This window comes from Halorubrum laminariae (assembly GCF_024494655.1).
Taxonomy (GTDB): domain Archaea; phylum Halobacteriota; class Halobacteria; order Halobacteriales; family Haloferacaceae; genus Halorubrum; species Halorubrum laminariae.
Genome location: NZ_JANHDL010000003.1, coordinates 216,956 through 231,964, shown reverse-complemented (window position 1 = coordinate 231,964; position 15,009 = coordinate 216,956). Strand labels below are relative to the sequence as shown.

20 protein-coding genes are annotated in these 15,009 nt (G+C 65.6%); 9 read left to right on the top strand and 11 right to left on the bottom strand.

Going from position 1 to position 15,009, the window contains the following annotated elements; genetic code table 11:
- The first annotated feature begins 149 nt into the window (after positions 1-149).
- From NO887_RS07225 to NO887_RS07215, 3 genes are all read left to right on the top strand, one after another.
- Complete coding sequence (locus tag NO887_RS07225) at positions 150-848, top strand: ArsR/SmtB family transcription factor (RefSeq protein ID WP_256417801.1); 699 nt, start codon at positions 150-152, stop codon at positions 846-848.
- Between the two features lie 65 nt (positions 849-913).
- Entirely contained in the window at positions 914-1,360 is a 447-nt protein-coding gene (locus tag NO887_RS07220; protein WP_256417800.1) for a bifunctional nuclease family protein, read from the top strand.
- A gap of 57 nt (positions 1,361-1,417) precedes the next feature.
- Positions 1,418-1,918 carry an acyl-CoA thioesterase gene (locus NO887_RS07215; protein ID WP_256417799.1) on the top strand — a complete coding sequence of 167 codons (501 nt, stop codon included), beginning with the start codon at positions 1,418-1,420 and terminating at the stop codon, positions 1,916-1,918.
- Between the two features lie 15 nt (positions 1,919-1,933).
- Here the strand turns inward: NO887_RS07215 and NO887_RS07210 are convergent, their stop codons facing one another.
- From NO887_RS07210 to NO887_RS07200, 3 genes are all read right to left on the bottom strand, one after another.
- A complete protein-coding gene (locus tag NO887_RS07210; RefSeq protein ID WP_256418010.1) occupies positions 1,934-2,350 on the bottom strand; it encodes a GIY-YIG nuclease family protein in 417 nt (138 codons plus the stop codon).
- 119 nt (positions 2,351-2,469) lie between these two features.
- The gene (locus NO887_RS07205) at positions 2,470-2,904 is read right to left on the bottom strand and encodes a thiol-disulfide oxidoreductase DCC family protein (RefSeq protein WP_256417798.1); all 435 of its coding nucleotides are present in this window, start codon (positions 2,902-2,904) and stop codon (positions 2,470-2,472) included.
- Between the two features lie 85 nt (positions 2,905-2,989).
- Positions 2,990-3,274, bottom strand: a complete 285-nt coding sequence (locus NO887_RS07200) for a DUF7545 family protein (protein WP_256417797.1) — start codon at positions 3,272-3,274, stop codon at positions 2,990-2,992.
- A gap of 198 nt (positions 3,275-3,472) precedes the next feature.
- Here NO887_RS07200 and NO887_RS07195 point away from each other — a divergent pair, with 198 nt between their 5' ends.
- Complete coding sequence (locus NO887_RS07195; RefSeq protein WP_256417796.1) at positions 3,473-4,753, top strand: RNA-guided endonuclease InsQ/TnpB family protein; 1,281 nt, start codon at positions 3,473-3,475, stop codon at positions 4,751-4,753.
- A gap of 66 nt (positions 4,754-4,819) precedes the next feature.
- Here the strand turns inward: NO887_RS07195 and NO887_RS07190 are convergent, their stop codons facing one another.
- The 6 genes from NO887_RS07190 to NO887_RS07165 all read right to left on the bottom strand — a co-directional run bounded on the left by NO887_RS07190 (position 4,820) and on the right by NO887_RS07165 (position 9,509).
- The gene (locus tag NO887_RS07190) at positions 4,820-5,893 is read right to left on the bottom strand and encodes a metal ABC transporter permease (protein ID WP_256417795.1); all 1,074 of its coding nucleotides are present in this window, start codon (positions 5,891-5,893) and stop codon (positions 4,820-4,822) included.
- On the bottom strand, positions 5,893-6,633 hold the full coding sequence (locus tag NO887_RS07185; RefSeq protein WP_256417794.1) for a metal ABC transporter ATP-binding protein: 741 nt from the start codon (positions 6,631-6,633) through the stop codon (positions 5,893-5,895). The genes NO887_RS07190 and NO887_RS07185 overlap by 1 nt, the downstream gene beginning before the upstream one ends.
- A gap of 94 nt (positions 6,634-6,727) precedes the next feature.
- A complete protein-coding gene (locus tag NO887_RS07180; RefSeq protein ID WP_256417793.1) occupies positions 6,728-7,771 on the bottom strand; it encodes a metal ABC transporter substrate-binding protein in 1,044 nt (347 codons plus the stop codon).
- A 125-nt stretch (positions 7,772-7,896) separates the two neighbouring features.
- Entirely contained in the window at positions 7,897-8,379 is a 483-nt protein-coding gene (locus NO887_RS07175; RefSeq protein ID WP_256418009.1) for a YbaK/EbsC family protein, read from the bottom strand.
- A gap of 91 nt (positions 8,380-8,470) precedes the next feature.
- The gene (locus NO887_RS07170) at positions 8,471-9,196 is read right to left on the bottom strand and encodes a ribosome assembly factor SBDS (RefSeq protein ID WP_256417792.1); all 726 of its coding nucleotides are present in this window, start codon (positions 9,194-9,196) and stop codon (positions 8,471-8,473) included.
- Positions 9,197-9,308: 112 nt separating this feature from the next.
- Positions 9,309-9,509, bottom strand: a complete 201-nt coding sequence (locus NO887_RS07165; RefSeq protein ID WP_256417791.1) for a DUF7576 family protein — start codon at positions 9,507-9,509, stop codon at positions 9,309-9,311.
- A 124-nt stretch (positions 9,510-9,633) separates the two neighbouring features.
- Here NO887_RS07165 and NO887_RS07160 point away from each other — a divergent pair, with 124 nt between their 5' ends.
- The 3 genes from NO887_RS07160 (at position 9,634) to NO887_RS07150 (ending at position 11,490) form a co-directional block, all read left to right on the top strand.
- Positions 9,634-10,026, top strand: coding sequence for a YlbF/YmcA family competence regulator (locus tag NO887_RS07160; RefSeq protein ID WP_256417790.1), 393 nt, complete (start codon positions 9,634-9,636; stop codon positions 10,024-10,026).
- Between the two features lie 70 nt (positions 10,027-10,096).
- Entirely contained in the window at positions 10,097-10,789 is a 693-nt protein-coding gene (locus NO887_RS07155) for a MinD/ParA family ATP-binding protein (RefSeq protein WP_256417789.1), read from the top strand.
- Positions 10,790-10,854: 65 nt separating this feature from the next.
- Positions 10,855-11,490, top strand: a complete 636-nt coding sequence (locus tag NO887_RS07150; RefSeq protein ID WP_256418008.1) for an RAD55 family ATPase — start codon at positions 10,855-10,857, stop codon at positions 11,488-11,490.
- Between the two features lie 48 nt (positions 11,491-11,538).
- On the opposite strand, the gene NO887_RS07145 is transcribed toward NO887_RS07150, so the two are convergent.
- Positions 11,539-11,799 (bottom strand): DUF8049 family protein, encoded by a 261-nt coding sequence (locus tag NO887_RS07145; RefSeq protein WP_256417788.1) that lies wholly within the window; start codon positions 11,797-11,799, stop codon positions 11,539-11,541.
- Between the two features lie 56 nt (positions 11,800-11,855).
- Entirely contained in the window at positions 11,856-12,791 is a 936-nt protein-coding gene (locus NO887_RS07140) for an FKBP-type peptidyl-prolyl cis-trans isomerase (protein WP_256417787.1), read from the bottom strand.
- A 152-nt stretch (positions 12,792-12,943) separates the two neighbouring features.
- Here NO887_RS07140 and cyaB point away from each other — a divergent pair, with 152 nt between their 5' ends.
- Together cyaB and NO887_RS07130 are read left to right on the top strand one after the other, a co-directional pair.
- Entirely contained in the window at positions 12,944-13,573 is a 630-nt protein-coding gene (cyaB, locus tag NO887_RS07135) for a class IV adenylate cyclase (RefSeq protein WP_256417786.1), read from the top strand.
- Between the two features lie 167 nt (positions 13,574-13,740).
- Complete coding sequence (locus NO887_RS07130; protein WP_256417785.1) at positions 13,741-14,994, top strand: Glu/Leu/Phe/Val family dehydrogenase; 1,254 nt, start codon at positions 13,741-13,743, stop codon at positions 14,992-14,994.
- The last annotated feature ends 15 nt before the right edge of the window (positions 14,995-15,009 follow it).

Below are 15,009 nucleotides of genomic sequence, written 5' to 3'. Positions count from 1 at the left end.
TAGTGCGCTCGCATCGGTGTGCCGTGATGCGCTCGCCCCGGTGTGCCGTGATGCGCTCGCTCCGGTGTGCCGGTGGTTCGTCCGTCTCGCCGCGCTCGTCCGGTCACCGATCCAACACACTTGTATTCTCACGGGGTAGAGGTGGGCGTATGTCCCGGCTGTTGCCCTCCCTGCCGGACCGAACTCCGGACGACCAAGAGCCGCGTGTGGTCGGCGTCGACGACGAGGACGCGGACGATCTCATCGCCGCACTCGGCTCCGAGACGGCCCGCAAAATTCTCACGCGACTCCACGACGAACCGGCGACGAAGTCGGAGCTCGCCGCCGCCGTCGACACCTCGCTGCAGAACGTCCAGTACCACCTTGGAAAGCTCGATGACGCGGATCTCGTCGACGTGATCGATACGACCTACTCCGAGAAGGGTCGCGAGATGGACGTGTACGCCGCCGCGGACGAACCGCTCGTGCTGTTCGCCGGCGGCAGCGAATCGTCAAGCGGGATCAAGACCGCCCTCATGCGCCTGCTCGGCGGATACGGGATCATCGGCCTCGCGGCCGTCGCGGCACAGCGGGTTCTCTCCGTGGCGGGCCCGACCGTGCGCGTGTCGAGAACAACCTCCGGCGGCGACGACGCGGCGGGCGGAGACAGCCCGTCGATCGAAAGCGATGGCGGATTCGGTGGCGGATCCGGTGGCGGAGACGGAATTGACGGGACTGTTGAGTATGTCACCGACCCGCTCGCAGACTACGCCGTCTCACTTCTGGAGCCCGGTGTCGTTTTCTTCGTCGGTGCCGCGCTCGTGTTCACCGTCGTGTGGGCGTACTGGCACTGGCGCGCCGGTCGCTGAGTCCGGCGTGACCGCAGACCCGTCGCGTGGGTTAGCTATTCATGTCGCCGCCCCGATGGTCCGGTATGACACACGAAGCCGAGGTCGTCGGCGTCGGGACGGGATCCGCGCCCGGCGGCGACGTACCGGCGGTCATCCTCTCCGTTCGTGGCGACTACCTCCCGATCTTCGTCAGTGCCGATCAGGCGCAGTCGATCGGGACGGCGCTCGAAGGCGAGCCGTTCGACCGGCCGCTCACCCACGACCTCCTCGTCGAGATTCTCACCGAGTTCGGCGGTGCGATCGACCGAGTCCGGATCGACGACCTCCGCGACGGAACCTTCTACGCCAAGGTCGACGCCGAGCGATACGAGGACGGTGAACCTGAGCAGTTCGTCTTCGACGCCCGTCCCTCTGACGCGCTCGCGCTCGCCGTCCGTATCGACTGTCCGATCGTCGTCGCAGATTCGGTGATCGACGAAGCGGGTCGACCGACCGACTCGGTTCGGTTCGACGACGGCTCCCGGGACTGACGCCGAGCTACCGGCACAAGTCCGGAGGTTCAAGTCGCAGCCAGACGGACGCGAGGCATGGACGAGACGGGAACGAACCCCGGCACCGCGACGGTCGCCGAGTCGCACACCGAGATGACAGAGATGCTGCTGCCGAACGACACGAATAATCTCGGGCGCGCGCTCGGCGGCACAGTCCTCCACTGGATGGACATCTGCGGAGGGATCGCCGGGATGCGCTTTTCAGGCCACGAGGTCGTCACCGCCTCGATGGACCACGTGGACTTCATCGGTCCGATCGAGATGGGCGAAGTCGCCGTGATCGAGGGGTACGTGTTCAACACCGGCCGCACCAGCCTCGACGTGAAAATAGACGTGCAGGCCGAAGATCCCTGCGAGGGTCAGCGGCGTCCGACGACGAGTTCGTTTTTTACCTTCGTCGCGCTCGACGACGACGGGAATCCGACGCGCGTCCCCGACGTGACCGCGCCGACGGCGGAAGAGCAGGCGCTCCGTGACGACGCGATCGAGGGGCGACGCGAGCAGCTACGGGCGGTGACTGAACGCTACGATCTGTGAACCGGCGACGGCGAGTCACCCGTCAGGAGACAGTTCCGAACCGGCGACAACGTCGACCCGATCGCCGGGCGATGGCGTGACCGACGCGTGCGCATCGCGGACCAGCGACGCGGGATCCGTCTCACCGTCGAACGCAGCGAGGTGGCTCGCGCAGTCGCAGTCGGAAGCACCGAACCCGTCGACCGGCCCCGCGGGCAGCCGCTTTGCGATCGCGCACTCCGCGTCGACGCCGATACTTCGGACGACGCGGGCGATCCGTACGTCGTCACGGCCGAGCAGGTAGTCAACGTGCCAGTGGCGCACGTCGTGTTTCCCGCATGCGGTCCGCCGGTGGCGGGCGACGCGGGCGAACCCGCCAGCGCCGAGCGCGCTTCCCGTGTACGCGTACGCGCCAGCGGAGAGCCGGAATTCGCCGAGTGCACCGACCTCGATCGTCGCCGAACCGGCGAGTTTGACGAGGAGCGTGTAGGTCCCGCCGTCGTCGGGGTCGGCGCGGGAATCGGTATCCGGGTCGAGGCCAGAGACGTCGTCTGACCCGCCCGAACCCCCGTTCACGACAGCGCCTCCGGCGGCTCACTCGCGGCCGGCCGGAGGTCATCGACGCGGTCGCTCGCCTCGTCGGTGAGTGGGTAGGTGTCGTGAACGTCGTCGGGGTCGCGACCGCGACCGGAGAGGGTCCCCACGGCGTCGGCGATCCGGTCGTAGTTGTCGCGGACGAGTCCGCCGACGATGCCCGGCGTGCCGGCGCGGTCGGCCAACTCCTCGGCGGCCGAGCGTCCGGCGTACACCTGTCGCTCCGCCGGATCGACGAGCACCATCGCAAACGGCCGCGACCCGAACTGTGCGTCGAGGAACGGGCCGACCGGGTCGGCCGCCCACGGCACCGCGACGACGCTGTCCAGCCGCCGGAGCGCGAGGGCCGCGACGGAGCAGTACGGGCAGTCGCCGTCGAATATCAACACCGGCGCGTCCGGGTCGGTGGTCATGCGAGTACGTACGGGTCGCGTCGGCTTAAGCGGCCGGTCGACGCAATCGCAGGCTTGGTGAGCGGTCGGGCGCGGAACAACGAGATTAGTGCGAGTGGCCGAGCGCCTCTTCGAGCGACTGGCCGAACCGCTCTTCGAACAGGTCCGCCGCGGTTTCTTCCATTTCTGCGATGTCCTCCGGCACCTCGCCTTCGCTGTGGTGGACGATGACGTGCGCCTGCTGTGCCATCGCCTGGACGACCACGTCGCTGACGACTCGCGTCGACGCCTCGCCCTGCTCGCTGAGCACGTCGACGAGGCCTGCGGGCAGTTCGAACGACTCTTCGGTGTCGTCGGGTCCGGTGAGCGTGTAGGTTTCCGTCTCTCCCATACGCCTCACTCGCGGGCGGGACATAAGGGTCTGTGGAAAGGGAATCGTCGTCTTACGGAGAATCAAGGAGAAAGCCTCGCGCTTCAGCGCGGGGATGAATCCGACAACTCTTCTCTAATCCACTATTCGATGGCACGGGAGGATATTCCACGCTGCGTAATCCACACCTTCAAGTAATTTCATCTACATAGGTTACATATGGCGAAACAGGTCGTCACGCGCACCTATACTGCTTCCATTCGGAACCAGCCACAGGTGCAAGACGACCTTGACGCCCTCGGGTTCGCAGCCTCGAAACTCTGGAACGTCGGGCGGTGGACATGCAGCCGAATTTGGGACGAAATCGGTCACATCCCAGACCACACCGAACTCACCGCCTACCTCAAAACGCACGAACGCTATGATGACCTGCATTCGCAGTCAAGTCAGCGAGTCCTTCAAGAACTCGCTGAGGCGTTCAACGGCTGGTACGGCAAACGACGCAACGGAGATACGAGAGCGAACCCGCCCGGCTACCGCAAACACGGTGACGACCACCCGCACTCGACGGTGACATTCAAAGCCGCCGGATTCAAACTCGACACCCAGTACAACCGCGTCCGACTCTCGAAAGGGTCGAACCTCAAAGAGTATTGGTCAGATTTCATCCTCTGTACATACCAGACGCGACCCGACGTTGATCTCTCCACCGTGGAGAACGTCCAACAAGTGAAGGCAGTGTGGGCAGGCAACGAGTGGGAACTCCACTTCGTCTGTAAGGTTGAGGTCGAGGTTTCTGAATCGCCCGGCAAGCAGACTGTCGGCATCGATCTCGGCATCAACAACTTCGCTGCGCTTGCCTACGAAGACGGACACAGCGAGCTGTATCCGTTAAACTGTCTGAAGCAAGACGACTACTACTTCAGCAAGGGGCTCGCTCGGTGTGATAACTCGACCTCTGAGCAAGCCACACGGCTGAATCAGACAAAATCGGCTCGTCGCACCCACTACTTCCACACGCTCTCGAAACACATCGTTCAGCGGTGTGTTGAGGAGAGTGTTGGGACGATAGTGATCGGCGACCTCTCCGGTATCCGTGAGGATGACGAGACCGATGAGTCGAAGAACTGGGGCAAGCATGGCAACCTCGACTTGCACTCGTGGGCGTTCGACCGCTTCACGGAGCTGCTCACCTACAAAGCCGAGATGGAAGGCATCTCCGTTGAGGAGGTGTCTGAGCGCGATACGTCGAAGTCATGTTCGTGCTGTGATCGCAAGCAGAAAGCAAATCGTGTCGAGCGTGGATTGTACGTGTGTGATGAGTGTGAGACGGTAGCGAACGCAGACGTGAACGGTGCCGAGAACATTCGGCAGAAAGTATCTCCGAGTTCACCGAATCTGTCGGTGAATAGGAGTAACGGCTGGTTGGCACAGCCATCGACGTTCCTGTTTGACACGGAAACTGGCGCATTCGCGCCTCAAGAACGGGTAACGTCGTAAACCACAATATCCCACCCCAGCGGCGCGGTGCCGTGGGAATCCTCGCGCTTCAGCGCGGGGAGGATGTCAACCGTGTGCCGAAATCGCCGTCACCGAGAAGCCGGACGCGGCGATGCTCACCAAGTAGACGGCGATCGCCGTGACGACAATCGACCCGCCGGAGGGGAGCCCGAGACCGATGGAGACGGCGAATCCGCCGATAACCGACAGCTGCCCGATTATCACGGAGAGGTACATCGTCTCGCGGAAGCTCCGGGCGAGCTGTGAGGCGGCCGCGACGGGCACGACGAGCATCGCCGCCACGAGGATGACGCCGAGCACCTGCATCGCGCCGACGACGACGACGGCCGTCAACACCACGAGTAACGTGTTGTAGCCGGTGACGTTCAACTGTGCGACTCGCGCCGCCTGCTCGTCGAAGGTGATGAAAAGCAGCTGTTTATACGTCAGCACGACGCCCGCGACGACGAGCAGGGAGAGCGCACCCATCAGGCGCGCCCCTTGTGGCGTGACGACGGCGAGGTTCCCGAACAGGTACCCTTGGATGTTGACCCCGGTGAGTCCGTCGCCGTAACTGATCAGCAGAGTGCCGACCGCGAAGCTCCCGCTGAGCATGATCGCGATCGGCACGTCGCCGTAGGCGTCGGTTCGCTCGGTGAGCCACTGGACCACGAGCGCGCCGAGGATACCCACGACGAGCGCGACCAGCAGCAGCGAGCCGTTCCATCCGGTCGCGGAGGTGACGAGGATGCCGATCGCGACCCCGGCGAACGCGGTGTGTGCGAGCGTCTCGCCGATCAGCGCCATCTCGCGATGGACGAGGAAGGAGCCGACGAGCGGGGCGACGACCCCGACGAGCACCCCGGTCGCCATCGACTGCCACATGATCGGATGTCGGAACACGTTCGTCCCGAGCGCGGCGTCCATCCCGCGGCCGAGCGACCGAAACGCGGCGTATAACTCGCTCGCCACCGGGAGGTCCTGCGCCCAGTAGAGCAGCACGAACCCGAGCATCCCGACCGCGACGACGGCCGTGGCTCCGATACCGACGAGTTCCGCGCTCCGGCGGAGCCCCCGGTCGGGGCGTGTGCGGTCGGATCGGGAACGATCCTCGCCGTCCGCCTGCGTCTCCCCGCTCATCAGTGGTGGTGGTGGACGACCTGTCCGGCCGTGCCGTACGCCTCTGCGAGGGCGTCGCTCTCGACGAACGACTCGGTGTCGCCGTGGTGGTACAGTTCGGTGTTGATACAGGCGATGCGGTTCGCGCGGTCGGTGACGACGCCGATGTCGTGTTCGATGAGGATGATGGTGATCCCATCGTCGTTCAGCTCGTCGAGGAGGGCGTAGAAGGCGTCGCGCGACTCGGCGTCGACGCCGACCGTCGGCTCGTCGAGCGCGAGCAGGTCGGCGTCGCTCGCCAGCGCCCGCGCGATGTACGCGCGCTGTTTCTGCCCGCCCGACAGCTCCGACACGAGCCGGTCTGCGAGGTTCCCGATACCGACCGTCTCGATCGCGTCGGCGACGGCGGCGCGGTCGGCCGTCGAGAGCCGCCCCCGGCCGGCGTGTGCGAACCGTCCCATGGTGACACACTCGCGGACGGTGACCGGCATCGCGCCGCCCCGGCTCGTCGCCTTCTGCGAGACGTAGCCGATCCGGCCGCCGTCGTCGAACTCGTCGACGGGACGACCGAACAGTTCGGCGGAGCCCTCGTCGGGCTCGTGGAGCCCGAGCATGAGGTGGAGCAGCGTCGTCTTTCCGGAGCCGTTCGGACCGACGAGACCGAGGAACTCCCCTTCTTCGACCGTCAGAGAGACGTCACTCACGGCGACCGTGTCGCCGTAGGAGAACGTCACACCGTCGAGGTCGACAATCGCGCTCACTGCGTGTGTCTCACTTGAGTCGTCCGCACGTTTAGCTCTTTTAGTCCGTCGCCGAACCCTCTGCGTGTCGGCCGACGAGGCGGTTCTGTCCCGCTCATTGCGCGTCGAACGCTCGTTCGAACGCGGGGACGTTGATCTCGGTCATCTGTTCGAGATAGCCGTACCCGGCGTCGTTCCACTCTCGGGTCGTCCCGCCCGCAGGCGTGACGGGGGCTGCCTCGGTGGCGTCGCTGTTTTCGACGATCGACTCGGCGAGTCTCGGCGACTGAAACCGGTCGTACAAGATTACGTCGATCTCCTCCGCGTTCACGAGATCGATCGTGTCGGCTATTTCGCCCTGAGTTGGCTCGTTCTGCGGCGACACGCCGACTGGCGAGTGAAACCGAACCCCGTACCGCGCCTCGACGTACTGGAAGGAGTTGTGTCCCGCCATGACCGCCACGTCACGCGCGGCGTTCTCCGCGATCGACTCGAAGGCGGCGTCGACTGCGTCGAGTTCATCGATGTACGCGGCCGAGTTGTCGGCATAGTCGTCGGCGTTGTCCGGGTCCGCCTCGGCCAGTCCTGACGCGATAGTGTCGACGATATCGCCCGCGAGCACCGGATCGACCCAGACGTGTGGATCGTACCGCCCGCCGTCGTTTCCGTCCTCGTCGTCGTGATTGTGGTTTTCCTCGTCGTCGTGGCTGGCGCTTTCCCCGTCGCTTTGAGTATCACCTTCCCCGTCGCCGTGCGAGTGGTCCCACTCAAGCAGTTCATCTTCCAACCCCGCAAGCCCGTCGATCACGGCGACCGTATCGTAGTCGGATTCGAGCGTCGCCGCCAGATCTTGCGCCCACGAGAACTCCGAACTGTCGAGGTAGACGAACGCGTCCGTCGCAGCCACGTCGGCGGCGAGGGTCCCGTCGGGCGTCCACCCGTGGCCGAGCTGCCCGACGCTGACCGGGTCCTCGAACGTCGCGTGCTCGCCGGCGACTTGGTTCGCCCAGTCGTTGAGGGTGAAGAAGGCGGCGTATCCGGCATCGAACTCCCCCGTGTCGCCGGTCGTGGCGTCGGAACAGCCCGCGAGCGACACTGCCGTTCCGGTCGCCGCGAGCCCTGCGCCGCGCCGCAGCACCGACCGTCGTGAGTGAGCCATACCTACCGATACCGCTGATTAACAGAAAAAAGTTGTTATTTCACAACTATAAATTAATAACTCGGTCGTCGAGAGCGCCCCCGTTTAACAACTCGACTCGCAGAGCCGGCGGGCAACGCCGCGGCTCACCCCGTGAGGTCGACGACGATCGCGTCGGCGAGATCGGCGAGTGTCTCCGGATCGATAGCGAACACCGCGCTCGGGGGCCCCGCAGCGCCGTAGACGGTCTCGTACGTCGTGAGTGTCGGGTCGAAGACGGTCGGAATCGCCGTGTCGTGACACAACGGCGGGACGCCGCCGATACTCCAGCCGACGACATCGCGGATCCGGCTCGGGTCCGCCATCGACGCCGACGGCGCGCCGAAGTGGTCTGCCGTGTCGAGGTCGAGGCGGTTCGCCCCGCTTGTGACGGCGGCGGCCAACTCGGGTTCGGTCCCCTCACCGGCCAGCGATACGACGATGGTAGAGGCGATCGTCCCCGTATCACAGCCGACGGCATCGGCCGCCGCGGCCGCGGTCTTCGTTCCCGCGTCGAACTCCGACACGTCGATGTCGACGCCGTACCGCTCCCGAACTCGATCCGAGAACTCTGTCGCGCGTTCGTGTATGAAACACGACGGAACGGGAGCCGGTATCAACCCCTCGCGGTACGTTTCTGAGTCGCCCGAAGGCAAATACTCGGTCGGGCTGCCGCTGCCGTCAGCGCGTCCGGATCTCGTCTTTGTCCTTGATCACTCGCGCGTCGCCCTCACCAGAGGTGACCTCGTTGACGAGATCGTACAGGTCGTTTTGCAGCCCTGCCGGGAACGTGAGCACGCCGACCCACGATCCGTCGTTCTGCCACTCCTCGCTTTCGAGATCGCCGAACTCGCGGATCTGTGCCTGACCGGATCCCGCGTAGTCGGCCGGAAGCTGGACCGCCATCGTCACCTCCTCGAACCGGATCGGAATCACGGGACGCAGCGCGTCGAGCGCCTCGTCGACCTGATTTTCCACCGGCTCCATCGGATCGACCTGGAATCCCGCCTCTTCGAGCGCCCGCTCGATCCGATCCGGCGGGTGCGGCGAGTCGTCCATCTGCGGGTTGACAGCGTTTCGCGTGATGGTGGTAACGAGCTGGTTGTGTTTCCGCTCGACCATCTCCTCGCGCTGTTCCGCCGTGATCTGGATCTCCCCGCGCTCGACGACCTCAGGAATGATCTCCAGTGGATTCGTCGTTCCAAAGACGGTCTCTAAATCCTCTTCGGCGGGTCTGTCGCCGCGAGAGGCGTTTTCGAAGACGTCCTCCGCGGCGATCACGTCTTCGAGGTCGCCGTCGAACTCGCCGCGTTTCATCGCCAGCGCGGCGTCCGGGTCGATCAGCACCTCGAAGCGTTCACCGTGTGACTCCAACCGAGCCGTCACGGCCTCGTCGAGCGATATCATACCGGTACTACCACCCCCGTCGTGAAAAATCCTCCCGCGCCGCTGTCGTCGCCGCGACATTTGCGGGACTCACGCGCCCGATCGAATATCGACCCGATCGACATCGAGCCAGTCAGCTCACCGCGGACGGTCGCTCGTCCGTCCACTCGTCGCGGCACGACTGCGAACAGAAGTGTCGGTGAACCACGTCGTCGCCGTCGACCCACGTGACAGTTCGCCGGCCGACGCCCAGCGCCGGTCCCCCACACGAGACGCAGCGCGGCGCGGACTCCTCGTCGACGTCCTCCTCGAGGTCGGAAGTCGGATCTACCATTGGTGGTCACAACACCTCCGGGCACTTGAACCTGCGAAGGGCGGCAGTTCTAGCCGGGGTGTCCGCGGGATCATTTGGTGACCGCCGCCGGCAGGTTGAAGCCGCTCCGCGCCAACTCACGGACATGAGCGTCGAACAGGCGACTGTCGACGGACAGGACTCGATCGAGCAGCTCGGCCGCGAACTGGGCGAACGCATCGCACAGACTCCCGAGTACGAGCGCTTCGAAGACGCGAGAGAAGCAGTGCAGCGCGACGAGGCGGTCCAAGCGAAGATCGACGAGTTCGAGCAGATCCGCTCGGAGTTCATGCACGCCCGACAGACGGGACAGGCGACGAACAGCGGCCTCCAGCGCGTGCAGGAGGCGCAAGACGAGCTCCACTCGATGCCCGTCATGAGCGAGTTCCTCGACGCACAAGAGGAACTGACGGACACGCTGGAAGTGGTCAACGAGGCCATCTCCGACCCGCTTGCCGTCGATTTCGGCGGCGAGGCGGGCGGGTGCTGTCAGGACTGAGTGCCGGTGTGTAGGGTCGCGAACGACATCGCGTGAGCCTCCTTATATCGGATGTCGACCCATCCCACCTGTGATAGCCGTGGCCGGCGGAAAAGGCGGAAGCGGGAAGACGACCACGACCGTCGGGGTCGCGAGCGCGCTATCTCGGCGCGGGGCATCAGTCGTCGCAGCCGACGCCGACTGGGACCTTCCGAACCTGACCGCGCTCGCGACTGAAGCGGGAATTTCTGAACCGACGTCATCACCACCCGTGTCGACGGACACCCACCCGACGATAGTCGACGCGGTTCGCGAGTCCGGAAGGATTCACCCGGAACGGTCACGGGCCCTCGTGCTCGCGCCTCCGCGATCGCCGGATGAGGCCGATTCCGAGGCGGTGTTCGCGTCGCTTGCTGGCGCGATACCACCGGAGGTTCCGACGCTTCTCGACTGTCCGGCCGGCGCGTCACCCGACGTCGCCGCACCGCTCCGCGCGGCCGATCGCTGTCTATTGGTGACGCCGCTGCGCCGACCCGCGCTCCGCGACGCGGTCAAGACGGCGGCGATCGCGCGGCGGCTCGACTGTCAACCGATCGGCGTCGTCGCCGTGCGAGCCGGGTCGGTGCCCGAGGGTGTCGGCGACCTGTTCAGATGTCCCGTCCTCGGACGGATTCCGGAGGCGGATCCCGAACCGCTCGCCGATCCGGCTGTCCGGTCGGCGTTTGACGACCTTGTGCGGCGGCTCGTTCGGCGTGAATTCGCCTCGCGCTGGCGCGTCGCATGAGTACCGACTCGGACCTAGAGACGGGTCACCGACAGAGCCAAACCCTCGGAGCCGGCAGCGAACGTATGGAGACGCTTCCGACCGGGATCTCGGTGCTGGACAGGGAGTTCGGCGGGGGGCTCCCGAGCGGTAGTGTTGTCGTTCTGACGGCGAGCCCCGCGAGTCAGTCGGAACTGATCGTCGACCGGCTCGCGCGCGTCCGGGCGTGTCGGTACCTCACGACGGTTCGCTCGCCGGCGGCCGTGGAAGACGGACTTCGTCGTGACCGCGGACGCAGCGCGGACGAAAACGAGAGCGTCGTCGTCAGCGCTGTCGACGAGGCTGACCCGATCGACGACGCGCTCTCGATCGCCGACGACCTCCCGGATCGAGGGACGTTCGTTGTCGACTCGGTCGGCCCGTTCGAGGCCGAAGATCGAGACAGCTATCGCGCGTTTCTCAACGGCGTTCGGCAACGAGTCGCCGACGCTGACGGACTGGCGGTGTTACACGCGCTGAAGGGAGAGACAGACGGACCCACCCGGGCCGTGACGGAACAGGTTGCAGATGTCGTCTTCGACCTCCGGACAACAGTGACGGGGACGGAGATCGCGAACCGGCTCGTCGTGCCGAAGTTCCGCGGCGGCGCGGCCCTCGAAGAGCCGCTGAAACTGAAGCTCACCGACACGGTGACCGTGGACACAAGCCGAGATATCGCCTGAGACGGCGTCTGGGATTTTACGCAGCGCGACTGCCCGTTCTCCGGCCTGTCACGCGACCGCGGCGACGACGAGAACGACGGCTCCGACGGCGGCCGCCGCGATCGCCCAAGTTCGCGGGCGGTCGATCGAGCCGTACGGCCCGCCCTTCCGCGAGAAGAGGTACGCCGCGTAGACGGCGAGCGGCGCGAGCGTCGGGAGCGTCGCGAGGTCGACGACGCCGGCGACGCCGGAGAACAGCGCGAGCGCGATGGTCGTCGCTCCGGCGCTCGCTGCGACGACGACGTCTTCTCTGGCGCGTTCGAGTTCCATGTCTCGGTAAATAGCGGAGTCGAAGCGAATCGGTCGGTTGGTTGGGGGCTACGGCTCTACGCGTCGTCGATCTCGTCGACAATCTCGTCGGCGTCGACATCGACGTCTTCGAGGGCCTCCTCGATGTCGCCCGCACCGGCTCCGCCCATGCCGCCCATCATGCCGCCGAGTCCGCCCATGCCGCCGCCCTCGATGACCTCCTCGACGACGACGCGGTCGAGGTCGAGTCGGCTCATCAGATCCTGTGCGATCTGCTGTTTCTGGAACATCCACTGCTGGTTCATCTGCATCGCCTGCGTCGCGGTGACGTAGAGGACATCCTTTTCGACCTCTTCGGTCTCGACGGTTTCCTCGCCGTCGTCGTCTTCGGTGACGGTCTCTTCTTCTTCCGTGACTGTTTCGATGCGGACCTCCGGCGCGTCTTGAAGGTGCATCCCGAGCATGCCGGCAGCCTGCTGTTCGCGGTCCTCGATCGCCTCCAGAATCTCGTACTCGTATTCTAGGTCCTCACCCGCGAGCGGGTGGTTGAAGTCGACGCGAGCGCGACCGCCAATGATCGTTTCGAGGTATCCCTGCCGGTTGTCGATCTGGACCTGTGCGCCGGGGTAGCGGCTGTCCTCGGGGATCTTGTCGGCCTTGACGGTCTCGACCTCGTCGGGGTCGTACGCGCCGAAGGCGTCGTCGGCGGGGACGTCCACAGTTCCTTTGTCGCCGACCGACGCGCCGATGAACGCTTCCTCGACGGACGGGAACACGTGACCCGCACCGAGCGCGATGACGCGCGGCTCGAACTCGTGTTCCTCGGTGTCGATCTCCGCGTCCTCCGCGATCTCCTCGTCGGTGGTGTCGATGACGCGGTCGTCGTCCGCGGTTCGGATCGTGTACGCGACCCGCACGAAGTCGCCGTCTGCAAGTCCGGCGCTCTCGGTCTCGGCGTCGGTCTCGGCCTCGTCTCCGTCCTCGGCCGCGTCCGCTTGCTCCTGATCGCTCATACCCGCAAGGTCACCGGTTACACCCTTAAGGCGCACGGTTCGCCCCGGCGGTGAGGTCCCCGTCACGAGGTCCCCGTCAACGCCGCCGATGTGACGGCACGACAGATCCCGCTCCCGCGGCGTTTAACACCGCCGCCGCCGGACGCTCGGACGTGTACGAAGTCGAAATCAAGGTGCCGGCAGACGCCGACACCGTCCGGGAACGGCTGCGCCGACTCGACGCCGAGCGCGTCGACGCTCGCCGCCAGCGCGACGTGTACTACGACGCTCCAGATCGGGACTTCGCCGAGACCGACGAAGCGCTCCGGCTGCGTCGGGAGATGCCGATTTCCGCCACGGCGTCCGGCTCGGATCGCGGACGAGACGGCGACGAGACGGCGAAGTTGACCTACAAGGGCCCGCTCGTCGACGAGGGATCGAAGACCCGCGTCGAACACGAGACGGGCGTCGGTGACGACGAGGCCGCGACGGGCATATTCGCGGGGCTCGGATTCGAGCCGGCGGCGACCGTCGAGAAACGCCGCGAGTTCTGGCGGTACGAGGGTCACACCGTCACGCTCGACCGCGTCGACGGCCTCGGCGAATTCGTCGAGGTCGAACGCGAGGTCGACGACCGCTCTGCCGTCGCGCCGGCCCGCGACGCGGCGCTCGACGTGCTCGCCGCGCTCGGACTCGACGGCACCGACCAGATCAGAACCTCGTACCTCGACCTGCTACTGGCGGACGAAGGGTCCGGTGACGCGAACGGTGGCGAGAGCGGCGACACAGACCGGAGCGAGTGACGCTGTGTTCGACCCAAACCGCCGTGAAGCGATGTCTTCCGTACTCTCTGTCGGTGTCTCTGAGGGTACCGAGCGACTCCACATTCGTTCACTTTCTCCCCCATTCGGCCGTTCCAATTCCCGGATCGTTCGTCACAACTAAATCCGCCGCCGGCAGACGTGATTGCATGTCTGGGCAAACCAATCCGTTTGAGAGCTTACAGGAGCAGGTAGACGACGCCGCCGGAGCGGTCGACGCGCCGCCGGGCGTCATCGAGCGCCTGAAAAACCCCGAGCGGGTGTTAGAGACGAACCTAACGTTCGAACTTGACGACGGATCGCTCGAAACGGTCCGAGCGTACCGCTCGCAGTTCAACGGAGACAGAGGGCCGTACAAGGGCGGTATCCGGTATCACCCGAACGTCACCCGCGACGAGGTGAAAGCGCTGTCCGGATGGATGGCCTACAAGTGCGCGATCGTCGGTATCCCGTACGGCGGCGGGAAGGGAGGCATCGCGATCGATCCGGCTGACTACTCCGATGATGAACTGGAGCGACTGACGCGCACGTTCGCGACGGAGTTGCGCCCGCTCATCGGTGAGGACCGAGACATTCCCGCCCCGGACGTCAACACCGGTCAGCGGGAGATGAACTGGATCAAAGACACCTACGAGACGCTCGAAAACACCACTGCACCGGGCGTTATCACCGGGAAGTCGCTCGATTCCGGCGGCAGCGAGGGCCGCGTCGAGGCGACCGGCCGGTCGGTCGCGCTGTCCACGCGTGAGGCGTTCGACTGGCTCGACCGCGACCTCGACGGCGCGACGGTCGCCGTTCAGGGATACGGGAACGCGGGGTCGGTCGCCGCGGCGCTGCTCTCCGACCTCGGCGCTCGAATCGTCGCCGTCTCGGACTCGTCCGGTGGAGTCTACGACCCGGACGGGTTCGTCCCCCGCGACGTGAAGGCCCACAAAGCCGACTCCGGGTCCGTCTCCGGCTACGGCGACACCGAGGCGATCACGAACGACGAGCTGCTCACGCTCGATGTCGACGTGTTGGTCCCAGCGGCCCTAGAGAATGCGATCGACGCCGACCTTGCTCACGAGGTTGACGCCGATCTGATCGTCGAGGCGGCCAACGGACCGCTCACGCCCGACGCGGACGACGTGTTCGCCGACAGTGGAGTCTACGTCGTTCCCGACATCCTCGCGAACGCCGGCGGCGTCAGCGTCTCGTACTTCGAGTGGGTACAGAACCGTCAGCGATTCAGTTGGACCGAATCGCGTGTCAATGAGGAGCTCGAACGCGTGATCGTCGGGGCGTTCGACGACCTCGTGGACGCCTACGAATCGAACGACGCGCGGAACCTCCGGACCGCCGCCTACGTCGTCGCCATCGATCGGGTCGTGAGCGCGTACGATCAGGCCGGGAGCTGGCCCTGAGCGGGTCGGACGCGC